The sequence below is a fragment of the Dictyobacter alpinus genome (assembly GCF_003967575.1).
Lineage (GTDB): Bacteria > Chloroflexota > Ktedonobacteria > Ktedonobacterales > Ktedonobacteraceae > Dictyobacter > Dictyobacter alpinus.
On the sequence record NZ_BIFT01000001.1, the window covers coordinates 4411040 to 4425255 of the forward strand.

The window sequence follows — 14216 nt, forward strand, 5'->3', positions numbered from 1 at the left end:
TTTTATGGAATATTGGAGGTAAATTTCTGTTGCAGGTAATCTTGATCGGCCTGGCAGGCGCTCTCGGTGCCGTGGCACGGTATATGCTAGGACATTTTATGACCCATCTGCTTGGCTCAAACTTTCCTTATGGAACACTCATAATCAATGTCAGTGGCTCTTTCTTTATAGGTCTGGTATTTGCTTTAACTACCCATCATCTTCTTAGTCCTGGACTCCAATTGATCCTGGCAACCGGCTTCCTTGGTGGCTATACCACCTTTAGCACCATGTCCTGGGAGAGTGTCCAGTTGGCGCGTGGCAATGCCAGACTCAGCGTCCTATACCTGGGAGCCACCACGCTCTTTGGCCTGCTGGCCGTGGCGGCCGGAATCGCGTCAGGTTGGTGGTTATGATGGTGAAAAAAGCTGACTACCTTCAGCGCATACTACTGGTTTTCGCCGGCGGTTTTCTGGGGACAATCACGCGCTATCTATTAAGCCAGGCAATACAGGGAGCCTGGGGCAAAAGCTGGCCGTACGATATTTTCCTGATCAATATCACCGGTGCCTTTATCCTGGCCCTCCTCTCAACCCTCGCTGATGCCACACTCTTCATTGGCCCTCGCCTCCGTCTGCTCCTCAACGTCGGCTTCCTGGGAGCCTATACCACCTTTAGCACTCTGGCCCTGGGTGATATAACCCTGCTGACAAACCAGCAACTCATCCCGGCCCTCCTCTACCTTATCTGTAGCCTCGGTGGCGGCCTCATCGCCGTCCTCCTTGGACAATTGGCCGGCCTCTGGCTCATCCGCCTCAAAAAACGCCCAAAGCATGGATAACGTAAGCGCTCACTTCCAGCGAGCCGCCCTCCCCAACATAACGGCAGGGCTTGTCCCTGCTACCGTTTTACGTAAGAAATGTCCCTTAGACACGTGGTCATGTTGAGGCGGCACAGCGAAGCGCGTTCGCCCTTGGGCTTGTGCTTGGGCGTACGTGGTACAGGCCGCAGGGGCGAGCTCTGCCGTTACGCCTGGGGGGTGAGCGCTTATTTTGAACGTATTAGCCTCAATATCCCCATAATCATAAGAGGATGGAACAAGGAGGGCGGTCGCGACCGCCCTCCTTGTTCCATCCTCTTATATAAGACGCGCGCCGTAGGGGCGCGCCTTCATCAAAATCAGTGCAGAACACCAATCAAATAAACGCTGCTTTGCGTTTATTTGATAATTCCATACTTAAGTTTCATCAGCAAAATGCGAGAGACCGATTGATCAACTTGCGACTGCGTTAATGACCCATTCTGAATCGCAGCATTCAATGACGCCAATATACCACTGACTTCATCTGGTGTTGATGGACCCTCAATCATATCATTGCCGGCTTTGATCGCCTGTACACAGACCTGTACGAACTGATCAGGAGTAGGATTCACCCCATTGTATAAGCCATTCATATATAAGCCATCAGTAATAATTACACCATTATAATTGAGTGTATGACGTAAATAATCAAGTACTTTAGGTGAAAGTTCTGCCGGTGTATTGGGATCCAGCGCTTGGGTTACCACGTTTGTGGTCATAATCATGGCTGGATTATCCTGCTGAATTATTTTCTTATAAGGGACAAAATCGCTCTTCTGCAAATCATCCAGACTTTTTGTCACCACCGGTAAGCCAGAGTGAGGATCGACGGCATCCGAAGAGCCCAGACCAGGGAAGTGCTTTAGCGTTCCTGGTATGCTATTATCCTGTAAACCCTTGATAAAGCTGCCGGCATAGGTCGCGACTGTATTGGCGTTGGCACTAAAGAAACGTGATTCATAGAGCGTGGTATCAGGACCGACATCGACAACCGGGGCGAGATTTGCATTAATCCCTAACTGTTTCATTTCACCCGCATCTGTTTTTGCCTGATCATATGCGGTCTTTGGATCACCTGACTGCGCTAGCTCTTCAGCAGAAGGCTTAGGCCCAAAGAACGCGGACGTTTTGCTCACCGTGCCACCTTCCTGATCAATGGCGATCAGTGGAGCAGTGGCTGCATCGGCGGTCGCCTGAGCAGAAAATGTATGCAGGGTATCGATAGTATTCACTGGCCACTTAAAATTACCGTCACTCTCCTGATACAAAAAGCCGCCTACATGTTGCTGGGCTACCATCTGTTGCAGTCCGCTATCCGCATAGCTACTACCGAGATACTCAACCACGATCATCTGTGCGAATTTGTCATTCAAGCTCATCTTACTGAGCAGCGCTTGTGCCCGACTCTTCATTGGATCTGGCGTTGGTGTTGGTGTTATGCTCGTATTTTCAGGCTTGGTAATTGAAGAATTGCTATTGGAAGTCGAAGTGGAATCGGAAGAAGAAAGTAAAGAACATCCACTTAATAGGCAAATGCAACCAAGTAGAAATAAGGAGTAGAGGATTTGCCTCTTTTTATGCACTGCATCATCCCTTTGCATTGTACAGCTCCATAACGATGTATGTATGTATGTAGCAACCAATAAATATAGTTAATCAACCTTAGCCATTATAGAGCACGAATCGCTCTACTGACTATGCATTCACTAAAAAGTAGCCCTTTCGGAGAAGGCTCATCAGTTCGTAATCTCTCAACTGGATTGTCAGGCTCTCTCCGAAATACTTTACAGTTACCTCCAGGAGGCTACATGTACTATTTACGCTGTAAAGAACAACTGCTACCCTGCTTTGTCAGCTTGAACATGCTATCCTGACCATTCATCGTGCCCGCGAAATGATTGTCCCCAGCACTACACGCCGGAGATTTTACCGTCAAATCCAGCTTTGGAGCGACACTGGCCTGGGGTTGGAACATCAGGCTATAATCATTTTGACCCATCGCAGGTACCGTCCACGACAGCGTGACCGTCATCTTACAATTGGGTGGAATAACGACCCAGCCTCCAAACATGGCACGCCCATCTTCATCGCTCGTCGTATTGGGAGGATCTCCAACCTGGCCCAGGTAGGCTCCACCAGGTCCCAAATTAGGTAAGTAACGGATTGGACTATCAACATTGACCGTTGGAGAACTGCATACAAGTGTGCCATTATTATAGACATCTTGCGAGCAGGCCTGATAAACGTCTGGTGATCCACAAACTGCTCCCAGGTTTGGTTGAAAAAAGCCATTGCCCTTTATCAGGGTACTATTTTTCGGTGCATACACGCGTACATAATCACGGTAGGTATCAGGTCCGTAGATATCGCCTTTTTTCTGATAATCCAGTACCATCGTCATAGCGTGGGTAGCATTCCCCTGCTGATCCAGTGTCACTGTATCTTTGATGGCGGTTGAGACATATTGGGATGCTTTGTTGGCACTTATATTTGACTGCACCACATACAGACCATCATGCGAGTTTGAGCGATCCATTGACACCGTCGAACCATATTTCGCGATCAAATCCTGTAGTTGTGGATTATTCACATACACTTGAAGATCTTTGGTCTTCATCGATTGGAACATCTGAGCGCCCATAGGAGCCAACTGAGCCACGGGTAAGTGCATCACACTTGCCATCAGTGCTTGCGTTACGCGTTGCGTGAAGGCTTTACGCGCAAGTTCAGCGTCTTTTATATGCTCAATGATTATCTCACGACCAATACCCTTATTATCCAACTGATAAAAATGCAATTTGTCTTCAAGGTTTTGTTCGGTTACCGTCTCCCCATATTCAGCGATTTTAATCGGGCCTATGACATGTAAAATCTGCTTGATTAATGTAGGTGTAAAGAGAATTACGCCACTGAGTGGTGTACCAAACTCACCCTGGTAATATTGCATAATGATTTTTGCCGTGGTTGGAAAATCAGCCGAGACAGTAGCGTCACGCACTCCAAAATTCTCAATTGGCCACCAGTTTTGATAGCCATCAGGGGCACTTTGTTGTACGACTTTTGCGTACAATTTCTCGTCAATTGGAGCTGAGCCACCGTCAAGCTGTGAGTGGTCTTCTTCGTAGGCGCCGATATTCTTCATTTTGAGTTTGTTCATATGGCCACCGCTGAAGGTGAGCTCACCAAACTGGCCGGTGAAGCCGCCGGTGGAACGCAGTTCGGCACTATCCATTGGTTCCAGCAGAAATGTGCGTGGTTGATCGACGCCGATCAGCCAGCCAAAGGCATTGCGTACGCTCGGTCCCTGTTCCAGGAGCATATTAATGGTGGGCAGGAGCGCTAATGCCGATGAAATGGTATGACTCTGGCTCTCGCTGATTGGTAGACCATCTAGCGATACGCCTTGCGAGTAATTACTCATATCCCGAAAGACTGGCATGAGCGTGTCCAGATCCTGGTTGAGGGCGGTAAATACTTCCTCGGTAATATAGGGTTTGGGATGGTCGGTGTCTTTATTGGCGGCACTTTCATTCAATGTTTTTACTATTGAGGGAGAATGCTTGATTGCGGTCGAAATTAGTTTATCCCCGACTACCGTTGCATCCGTGGCGATATGTGTTAGTGAACGGGCAGCATGAATCTGGCTCGGCAGTAATGAGCCGACAAAGCCAATGGAGCCATCATGATCAAATTCATCGCTCAAGGTCGCAAAATCACTATGCGCAGCCTGGATCTCGGTCTGCGCCTGCCGGAGCTTTTCGGGCTCAAAATATGCTGCGTAATCATCCTTGTTTGCGCCGCTAAAAATAGTCTGTACAGCCTGCAAATGGCCAAGCCCGCTTCTCACCTGACTATAGAGGATGGCTCCATTAATTACTTCAAAGACCGTCAACAGCGATGGCAATAAGAGCGCAATAATCAGGACAAGGGCAATGATTTTTTTGGGCATTGAGAGCCGTTCATATCTATTGCGGGCCCTCTGAATCAATCTTCTCTTTTTCGCGCGGGTAGCTACCTCTGGCGGTAGACCCCAGTTCTGCCTGGGAGGCGTATTGGGCGGCGATTGCGGAAAACTCGCTCCTGATGCAAACCCATTATTCGGGGTAGAAGGTGGCTGCGCACCATTGCGTCGATCTAATAGCGGTTTGGTTGCATATGGTGATAGCGCCTTTGGTGACAGTGCGCCAGTGATGCGTTTATTATTATTATTATTATTGTATCCTGTACCTGTATTGGGATAGTTTCCCATAATTGGTTGTTGGCCAGGTACAGGCTGGTCTGGACGCTGCGCTAGCTGACCAGATGGATAAGGTGAACGGAAATTGTTTTGCCCAGGTGGTTCAGGCATTCACGCCTCCATAAGAAACATTGAGGACAATAAATGTAAGCATAAAATATCTATATGCTATTGGAAATAAAAACTCATGACCTACTATACAGTAATATATCGCGTTAGCACTGTCAAAGATTGCGCCTTTAGTATTTATGGGCTTATGGAAGATAGCCCGATTATCCTGACAGTAACGTGCAGCGAAATAAATTTTAGCGTACAATCAAGCTAAGCACTTTTCCTTTTGTGCGTGCTCAAAGCAGCACCGCTGCAAACCAGATAATTCTGGTTAGTGTTCATTGTAATTGTAAAGGAGCCATTTATGCAAACACTTCTGGGTATCGATCTGGGAACAACAGGTGTTAAGGCAGCCCTCTTCGCGGCTGAGGATGGGCGAGTTATCGCTGATGCATTTTTTGAGTATCCCTTATTTCATCCTCATCCCGGTTGGGCTGAACAGAATCCGGCTGATTGGTGGGAGGCGACCGTAGCAGCGATTCGGCTGTGTTTGCAGCAAGGTACTAAACAGGGAGCCACTGCAGAAGATGTGCGTGGCCTGGGTATCTCGGGGCAGATGCATGGCGTCGTGTTGCTGGATGCTAACCAGCAGGTCTTGCGGCCCTGCATTATTTGGGCGGATCAACGCAGCGATGAGCAGTGCCGCTGGATCACCGAGAAGGTGGGGGCCAGTAAACTGATCGAATATGTCAGTAATCCCGCGCTTACCGGCTTTTCGGCTCCGAAGCTACTCTGGGTGCGCGATAACGAGCCAGAGATATTTGCTCGTGCCCAGACCATGTTACTGCCAAAGGACTATATCCGCTATCGCTTGACAGGCGTGCTGGCAATGGAGATCTCGGATGCCGCAGGTACCTGTCTGCTGGATGTCAAACATGGATCCTGGTCCCAGGAGGTGCTGGCGGCGTTAGAATTAGATCCAGGCCTGCTTCCGCCTGTGGTACCTGCCGATGCTGCCAGTGGCTCGATAACGCAAGAGGTTGCTACCCTGACCGGACTCCACGCAGGAACACCGGTCGCCGGCGGTGGGGCTGACAATGCCTGTGGTGCCGTTGGGAATGGTGTTGTGGAGCCTGGTCTGGTCCTGGTCTCAGTCGGGACAAGTGGGATTGTACTGGCCCACGCTGACTCGCCGCAGGTTGATACCTCGGGTCCTGTTCCCCGCGTTCATACTTTTAATCATGCCGTGCCGCATGCCTGGTATCTTATGGGTGTCACGCAGGGGGCTGGACTTTCCTTGCGCTGGCTGCGTGATAACATCGGCCTGCCCGAGCGGGCCCTGGAGCGCTGGACCGGCATTGATTCTTATGAGACCCTGTCGAAAGAAGCTGAGGGCGTGCCCGCTGGCAGCGAAGGCCTGATCTTCCTCCCCTATTTGCAGGGTGAGCGTACTCCCCACCTGGACGCCTATGCCCGTGGTGGTTGGATTGGCCTCACGGCTAGCCATGATCGTCGCCACCTGGTGCGCTCCGTCCTGGAAGGTGTCGCCTTTAGTTTGAAGGATTGCTATGGCATCATTCGCGAACAAGGACTGCAACTCAATCAGGTACGCGCCACAGGAGGTGGGGCCAGGAGTCCTCTCTGGCGACAAATCATCGCGGACGTACTGGAGGTTGAGCTTGTCGTCACCAACTCCGCTGAAGGTCCCGCCTTTGGAGCCGCCTTGCTTGCTGGTGTAGCGGGAGGAGTCTACAACTCCGTCCAGGAAGCCTGTGCCCAGACCGTCCGTGTCACCCAACGCACAGAGCCCAACAGCCAGCTTGCTCCCGCCTATCAACAAGCTTATGCCGTCTACCAGGCCCTCTATCCAGCCCTGAAACCCATTATTAGTCGTCCTCTATCATAGCATCTATTAGATTGCTACCGATCAAAACTGACCTGTAAATAATGCTTGATGCTCATCCTTATCGAGGTAGCGTGCAGCCAGCCACACGCGGGCGCTGAAGCGCCCACCTTTCTTTAAAATGTGCGGTAATATTGTGCGCAACGCGCACAATATTACCGCACATTTTAAACCCTTTGAAGCCTAAAAATGCCAAAAAACACACGTTAGACCAGGGATTTCCCGAGAATAATGCTTTAACATAATAATGAATTGTTGTTTATTCCTTCGCTTGAAGGCACAGGATAAGATAAAAGTAATAATGGCTTCTTAATGGGTTTCCATCTGCTTGAATTTATTTTATTCTTCATATGAGTATACTTATGCTTTTATGGATAGAAAGCATATAAAAGGTAAGGAATACAAGTAATGACAACACTTCCCATCAATCCTTTTCGTTTCAGTCTCATTGGTAGTGCGACCTCTCCATCACAATGGCGAGATCTGGCGCGGCGGGCAGAGGCGTGTGGCTATTCAGCTCTGCTGGTGCCAGAGCATCTTGACACTCCATATTCCACTCTCAGTCTGATGTCTATTGCCCTGGAGGCTACGACCACCCTTCGGGTTGGGAGCCACGTGCTTTGTAATGACCTGCATAATCCTACTATGCTGGCGCGTGACATCGCCACGCTGGATGCGTTCTCTCATGGACGCGTGGAGCTTGGCATTGGTGCGGGCAATCGTCCCCAGGATATCGCGTTGGCTGGCGTACCGTTCTATAGCGCTGGACAACGTATTGAACGCCTGGAAGCTTCTGTGCAACATATTAAAGAATTGTTTAGTCAGCAGAAGGGTGGCGGCGAAAATCCTGAAGGTATTTCACATGCTGATACATTGGCATTTCCTCCGGTGATACAGCATCCACATCCTCCTATTTATATTGGTGGTGGTGGTAAAAAAATGCTGGCCGTTGCTGCCAGACAAGCCAATATTATTGGGATCACGGCTAAAGCTGGTGGTGCTCATGGGCATCTTGATCTTAATGACATTACGCCTGAGTTGCTACAAGCAAAAATTGGTTGGATACGTGAGGCTGCTGGAGAGCGATTTTCTTCTCTAGAATTTAGTATGCCTCTCCTGGGTATTGCACTGACAGAACAGCACCGCCAGGGATTCAACTGGGCGGCCCGCATGTTTGGTTTTACTGTTGAACAACTAGAAAAATCACTGCTCAGTGTTAGCGGTACAGTTGATAGTATTAGTGATGAGCTGTATCGCCGCCGTGAACTGTATGGCATCTCTTACTTTACTATGGGGGCCATCAACCTTGAGCGCTTTGCGCCAATTGTTGAGCGTTTGAGCGGCAAGTAATCATTATGTAGCACAAAGAACATACGGCCCGAGCGTTCGGGCCGTATGTTCTTTGTGCTACAGGCTGTGAGGATGATGGATATTTATATGTGCTCAGTATGATCTTTTTGTTTGGCTTTGATCACGTTGTGGTAGTAGTCGCAACGATCGGTGATGGGACATTTATGGCATTGTGGATCATAGCCGCAGATGCGCTGACCATGCCGTAAGAGTGCTTTGTGGAAATTGTAGATGCTCTGGGCATCCTGTGGCAGGAGTGCCTGCAAGAGCTGATGGGCATTGTCGGCCGTGACTTTTTTGCCGATCAAGCCCAGGCGTCCCGATACGCGATGGACATGGACATCCACGGGGAGGATGGGCATTCTACAGCTAAACAATAGGACACAGGCCGTGGTTTTGGGTCCAACACCCTCAAAGCGATTAAGCCAGGCTGCCGCCTCTTCCACTGGCAACTGGCGCAGAAAATTGAGGTCCAGGTTGCCACGCTCCTCGGTAATCTGCCGCATGATCAACTGTATGCGTGGCGCCTTTACTTCAGGCCAGTTCACATTCGCGATCGCATCCTGTACCTCCTGCGTTGGCGCATCCCGCACCGCCTCCCAATTCCCAAATGTTTTCAGCAACATAGCATACGCCGCCGCAGTCTGCTCATCTTTGGTTCGATGTGACAGCAGGATATCGACCAACATACTCATTGGATCCTTTTTTGACCAGGCAGATACACCATAGTATTCGGTCAGACGTTCCGAGATTTCTAGCGCTTTGGCTGACAGTGCCACGATATCCGGTGAAGGATACCCATAATCCGCATTATTCCGTCCTTGCCGTGCAGGTTGCTTCACCATAGAGCTCCATCTTTCTACTTAAATAGCGTGAAAACTGAGGTTGATATTCTCTACACGGACTTCCCATGGTAAGACGTTTCCATTTGTTTGTCTGGTGGGTATTCCTTCTCCCTCCGCCTTGTCGTGCTAGCTGATCTGGAAGGCATAAATTTCGTTGGAATTGATGAAGAGCCAGCCGTTGTCAACATAGGGACGGCTGATTCTGTCGCCGTGCATTTTCTTGGAATATATGAGCTTGCCGTGCTGAGAGTCCAGCATATAGAGTTCCTGGTTGCGTGTGGTCAGGTAGACGATGCCATCGACAACCAGTGGGGTGGCATCAATCTCGCTTCTGAGGTAGACCCCCCATAGTTGCTGTCCTGTCGCCAGATCAACGGCCAGCAACCGGGTACGCGCTGAACTGTTGGCAAAGTTTCCTTCGATACTGATATAGGCAACGCCATTCGCGATCTCCATTTCGTTGGTGATCTGGTTTTCGAGTGACATGGACCAGTAGGTGGCTCCGCTTTGCATATCCAGTGCGTAGAGCTGATCATTATAGACGCAGATACAGACGACATGTTCGTCAAATGTGACGGTCCCATAGACCTGTCCAACATCGGCATAGGTCGCCAGTTTCTGGCCGCGTTCAGCATCGACTGCATAGCAGTGACCACGTTCTGTGGCGATATAGACGACATTATTGCTGATCATTGGTCGGCCCTGGAGTGGCGCTTTTAAGGTGACATCCCAGTATTGCTGACCGGTGGCGGCGTTCAGTGCATAGACCGCATGCTCTGAATGCACATAGACGATGTCATTGAAGATGCTCGGAGCAGCTCGGAGCGGCTCATCGGTCTCGACGATCCAGTATGCCTCGCCAGTATCTGCATCCAGCGCTGAAATTTTGCCGCCACCCCCACTATTGCCTGAGCACACATACAAGTAGCCATTGCTTACTATTGGGGCCTCATAAATGCCACCCTGGGTTTTATAGGACCAGAGATGTTCACCACTTGAGATGTCCAGGGCGCGCAAATGGCGTGGACTGTTTGTCATATAGGTGTCAGTGGTATAGGTGCCAGCATACACCATGCCATTGGCCGCGATTGGCTCGGCATAATAGACGTTCTTCAGACCGCTGGTTGTGCTCCAGATCGGGATGAGCTGATCCATTTGCCTGGTTGGCTGGCGCGTATGATTTTGCTGGTGTTGCTGCAAAAACTTGGGCAGGGTTGCCGGATTATCTGGACCCGCAGTTCTGCGCTCGCTCGTCGGTGGATTGGTCTCAATGACGTTTTGTGGCGACTCGTCCGGCTGGCTTGTCTGGGCTGTTTTTTGGGTCGCCTGCCTGGTTGATTGGCGTTTAGTGGTCGGCTTCGGGTTCGTTGCCGGGCGTTTCTGCGTTGATGCCGGGCGCTTTGGGGTTGTCCCTTTACTACTCAGTGTGTTCTGGAGAGCCTGAATGAAGTCCGAAACGTTTTCAAAGCGATCGTCGCGCTCTTTTGAGAGTGCCTTTAACAGCGCATCCTCAAGGGCAGGTGAAAGATCAGGGTTTAATTCGTGTGGCGGGATTGGTGCTTCATAAATATGTTTATAGCCAATAGTATAAGGATCATCGGCGATAAAGAGTTGCTGGCCGGTCAGCATTTCATAGGCAATACAGCCCAGCGCATATTGATCGCTTTTTTTGCTCAGCTTACCCTTGAATTGTTCGGGCGACATATAGGCTGGCGTGCCGATCTCATCGACGCGACGCGTTTTATTGATCTGGAGGGCAATACCAAAGTCGGCCAGCAAGGCGGTTTCTGTGCTACTAAATAAGATGTTAGCGGGCTTGAGATCGCGGTGGACCACATCCATGTCGTGCGCATGCTGTAGACCAGCTCCCACCTGTGACAGGATCTCTATCGCTTCTTCAGTGAGCATTGGTTCACCATCAAGTTGATCCAATCGATCTCTTAAAGATCCGCCTGGCGCATATTCAGCCACGAAAAAAGGATACCCCTCATATAAATTTGCGTCTAGAACTGGCAAAATATTTGGGTGGGTCAGGGCGTCGAGTATGACGGCTTCCTGGAAGAAACGATCAAATTCTTCTTGCGAATTCAACACAGTATTCAATACTTTAATGGCCACTGGCGGCTTCTGAGTTAGCAGAAAGTGTTTTCCTAGATAGACACTACCAAAAGCTCCTTGCCCCAGGGATTCTGTCAGTATATAGCTCGCTAACTGCTTGCCTAGTAATTCATCCTTCACCATATGCATCCTTTGCGCCGAGAAACTATCTTCTTTATGCCAAAATAAAAGTATATACGATGTCGCCTTTATTATAAATAGCAGGCCACTCAATTATGTGCGTGAGGTCGCCTGACAGGCTGTGATGACTGTACGCGTCGTGCGTGAGCGGCGTTCGCGATTGCTTTCCAGGAGTTTCCTCTCGAAGAGCAATCGCGAATGTCGCTCATTCGCGGCTAATAGTTTGTTACCCTCTATATATTGGCACACATCGCCTCCACTTGTATAGCACATGCCAGCATTATCTGGTTCCTATCCAAGAAATCCACCAAATAGTTCCACCTTTGGATGGATGTCAATACGCCGTTGTCCTCATTATACTATCGTAGGCATATGTTGCCGTATGAAGCAACGTATCACGAAAAGGCCATTGGACGGGCTGGTTACTTTCCTATGAAGCGGGAGGTTCTCTATGGAGAAATCGTACAATCCTCATGAGAAGAGAAAACTCTCTATTTACTTTATTACATCGGTGGCCGCGCTAGGTGGCCTCCTTTTTGGTTATGATACAGGCGTTATCTCTGGTGCCCAGCTTTTCCTGGTGAAAACATTCGCGCTTGACCCTCAACAACAAGAGCTGGCCGTGAGTTCCGTTCTTATTGGTGCGATTATTGGTGCGATTGTGGCGGGAAAAATCAATGATGCTCTTGGCCGCAAAAAAACTTTGTTGCTACTGGCAATTATTTTTACGCTCGGCGCTCTATTAACTGCATTCTCGCCAAACTATCAACTCTTCATCTTCTTTCGCGCGATTGTTGGCCTGGGTATTGGTGCCGCCGCCAGCGTGGTGCCGGTCTATATTTCTGAGATGTCTCCGTCCCAGATGCGTGGCAAACTGGTAACCTTTAACCAGCTGGCTGTGACTATTGGAATCGCGGTTTCATACTGGGTTGATCTGGCCTTTGCCCATGTTGGTATGGGCTGGCCCCCGATGTTCGCGACCGCCGCCATCCCAGGATGCCTCCTCTTTTTGGGGATGTTGATCAGTCCTGAAACGCCTCGCTGGTATGCGGGTAAAGGACGCTGGAATGAGGCGCGCAATGTGCTTGAACGGATTGAGGGGGCGCATCCTGAGACTGAACTGGCTGAAATCCGTACGTCATTAAGCCTTGATCGTCAGCAGGGTCGGTTACGTGATCTGTTTGCACCGGGTGTATGGATGGCTTTGCTCGTCGGTGTGGCCCTGGCCGTTTTTCAGCAATTTGTTGGTATCAATACCGTCATTTATTATGCGCCAACCATCTTCCAATCGGCTGGATTTGCCTCCGCCAGTAGCGCCATCCTGGCTACCAGTGTTGTTGGTGTGGTCAATGTACTTGCCACTATCGTTGCGCTTTTTCTGGTGGATCGCAGCGGCCGCCGCACGCTATTAATCATCGGTACGATCGGCATGATTATCGGATTGGTCTTGCTGGGAGCAATCTTTGCGTTCGGTTCCTCACAGGCTGGTATTCTGACCCTGCTGGCATTGATCCTCTACATCGTCGCCTTTGCGATCAGTATGGGGCCTGTCTTCTGGCTCATGAGCGCTGAGATCTTCCCTACGAATGTCCGTGCCGCCGGTGCCAGTGTCTGCTCATTTGCCAACTGGGTCGCCAATTTTATTGTCAGCATTACCTTTCTCTCCCTGATCCACGCCATTGGCACCTCGACCACCTTCTGGCTCTATGCTGTTGTAGGTGTGATTGCTCTCATCTTCTGCCGGCGTCTGGTACCAGAAACGAAAGGCAAGACCCTGGAACAGATCGAGGCCTACTGGAACCATGGCCGCCAATGGTTGACCCCATCTGACTCATAACGTCATCGCTACAATCGTATTTCTCCCCGCACACACAGTGGCACGGAACTTCCTCCTATATTTCTGGCTTGACGATGTTTTTCTCGTATGGTACTATAAATTTTAGCTTGCTAAAATATTATTTTTAGGGGGAGAGGAAAGTGCAAAAACCTATTCAGGAGCTTGCGCCGCGCATCAGTGATTGTCTCAAGCTGATTTATACGTTGCAGGAGCAGGGCCAGAAGGTTTCTACTTCTGTGGTGAGTGAACGTTTAGGGGTGAGTGATGCGACGGCAACGATGCTGTTTAAGGATTTCGCTGCTGCTGGTTGGGTTGAACATATGCCTTATCGTGGTGTGCGTTTGACACCTGAGGGTGCGCAGAAGGCGATAGAGGTGATTCGCCATCATCGTTTACTTGAACTCTATCTGGCACGTGAACTGGGCTATAGCTGGGATAAGGTGCATGCTGAAGCGGATAAGTTAGAGCATGTGATCTCTGAAGAGTTTGAGGAGAAGTTGGATGCGCTGCTGGGATATCCAACCGTCGATCCCCATGGTGATCCTATTCCCAGTAAGGATGGGGTTATGGTGGTGCGGCAGGGCATTAAACTGTCTGAATTGCCGGTAGGACAGAGTGCTCAAGTGGTGCGTGTCAGCGATCAGGATCCTGAGAAGCTGTGCTATCTGGGGCAACTGGGCTTATATCCCGAATCTTTTCTCCATTTGCTATCACGGGCCCCCTTTGGTGGTCCTTTGCATGTTCGTGTCGGTCAGCCTCCGGACGAGGTTGAGCATATGTTAGGACTTGAATTGGCAGATGAGATAATTGTTACTCCACCATCTCTTTCCTCACAATAAATCTATATGTCTGTGAAACCATTTAAATAGCTCGGAGAGTGTTAAAGGGTAACCATCTTTAACTTTAGATTGATA

Annotated in this window: 11 protein-coding genes; 6 read left to right on the forward strand and 5 right to left on the reverse strand. The window is 49.8% G+C overall.

Features of this window, described 5'->3' with window-relative positions; genetic code table 11:
* Positions 1–29: 29 nt before the first annotated feature.
* Positions 30–395 (forward strand): fluoride efflux transporter CrcB, encoded by a 366-nt coding sequence (crcB, locus tag EL633_RS17490; RefSeq protein WP_126628416.1) that lies wholly within the window; start codon positions 30–32, stop codon positions 393–395.
* On the forward strand, positions 392–820 hold the full coding sequence (crcB, locus tag EL633_RS17495) for a fluoride efflux transporter CrcB (protein ID WP_126628417.1): 429 nt from the start codon (positions 392–394) through the stop codon (positions 818–820). The genes crcB (EL633_RS17490) and crcB (EL633_RS17495) overlap by 4 nt, the downstream gene beginning before the upstream one ends.
* Positions 821–1197: 377 nt before the next feature.
* Here the strand turns inward: crcB (EL633_RS17495) and EL633_RS17500 are convergent, their stop codons facing one another.
* Complete coding sequence (locus EL633_RS17500) at positions 1198–2442, reverse strand: glycoside hydrolase family 3 N-terminal domain-containing protein (protein WP_126628418.1); 1245 nt, start codon at positions 2440–2442, stop codon at positions 1198–1200.
* 212 nt (positions 2443–2654) lie between these two features.
* Complete coding sequence (locus EL633_RS17505; protein ID WP_126628419.1) at positions 2655–5189, reverse strand: DUF4012 domain-containing protein; 2535 nt, start codon at positions 5187–5189, stop codon at positions 2655–2657.
* A 304-nt stretch (positions 5190–5493) separates the two neighbouring features.
* On the opposite strand from EL633_RS17505, the gene xylB reads away from it, so the two are divergent.
* A complete protein-coding gene (xylB, locus tag EL633_RS17510) occupies positions 5494–7035 on the forward strand; it encodes a xylulokinase (RefSeq protein ID WP_126628420.1) in 1542 nt (513 codons plus the stop codon).
* 405 nt (positions 7036–7440) lie between these two features.
* Complete coding sequence (locus EL633_RS17515) at positions 7441–8382, forward strand: TIGR03621 family F420-dependent LLM class oxidoreductase (RefSeq protein ID WP_126628421.1); 942 nt, start codon at positions 7441–7443, stop codon at positions 8380–8382.
* A gap of 83 nt (positions 8383–8465) precedes the next feature.
* Here the strand turns inward: EL633_RS17515 and EL633_RS17520 are convergent, their stop codons facing one another.
* The 3 genes from EL633_RS17520 to EL633_RS36580 form a co-directional block, all read right to left on the reverse strand.
* Complete coding sequence (locus tag EL633_RS17520) at positions 8466–9227, reverse strand: endonuclease III domain-containing protein (protein WP_126628422.1); 762 nt, start codon at positions 9225–9227, stop codon at positions 8466–8468.
* Positions 9228–9353: 126 nt separating this feature from the next.
* Complete coding sequence (locus EL633_RS17525; RefSeq protein ID WP_161982209.1) at positions 9354–11468, reverse strand: serine/threonine-protein kinase; 2115 nt, start codon at positions 11466–11468, stop codon at positions 9354–9356.
* A gap of 90 nt (positions 11469–11558) precedes the next feature.
* Positions 11559–11714: a hypothetical protein gene (locus EL633_RS36580; protein ID WP_161982210.1), complete on the reverse strand. Its 156-nt coding sequence runs from the start codon at positions 11712–11714 to the stop codon at positions 11559–11561.
* Positions 11715–11916: 202 nt separating this feature from the next.
* Here EL633_RS36580 and EL633_RS17530 point away from each other — a divergent pair, with 202 nt between their 5' ends.
* Positions 11917–13302 (forward strand): sugar porter family MFS transporter, encoded by a 1386-nt coding sequence (locus EL633_RS17530; RefSeq protein ID WP_126628424.1) that lies wholly within the window; start codon positions 11917–11919, stop codon positions 13300–13302.
* 140 nt (positions 13303–13442) lie between these two features.
* Entirely contained in the window at positions 13443–14141 is a 699-nt protein-coding gene (locus EL633_RS17535) for a metal-dependent transcriptional regulator (protein WP_126628425.1), read from the forward strand.
* Positions 14142–14216: the final 75 nt, after the last annotated feature.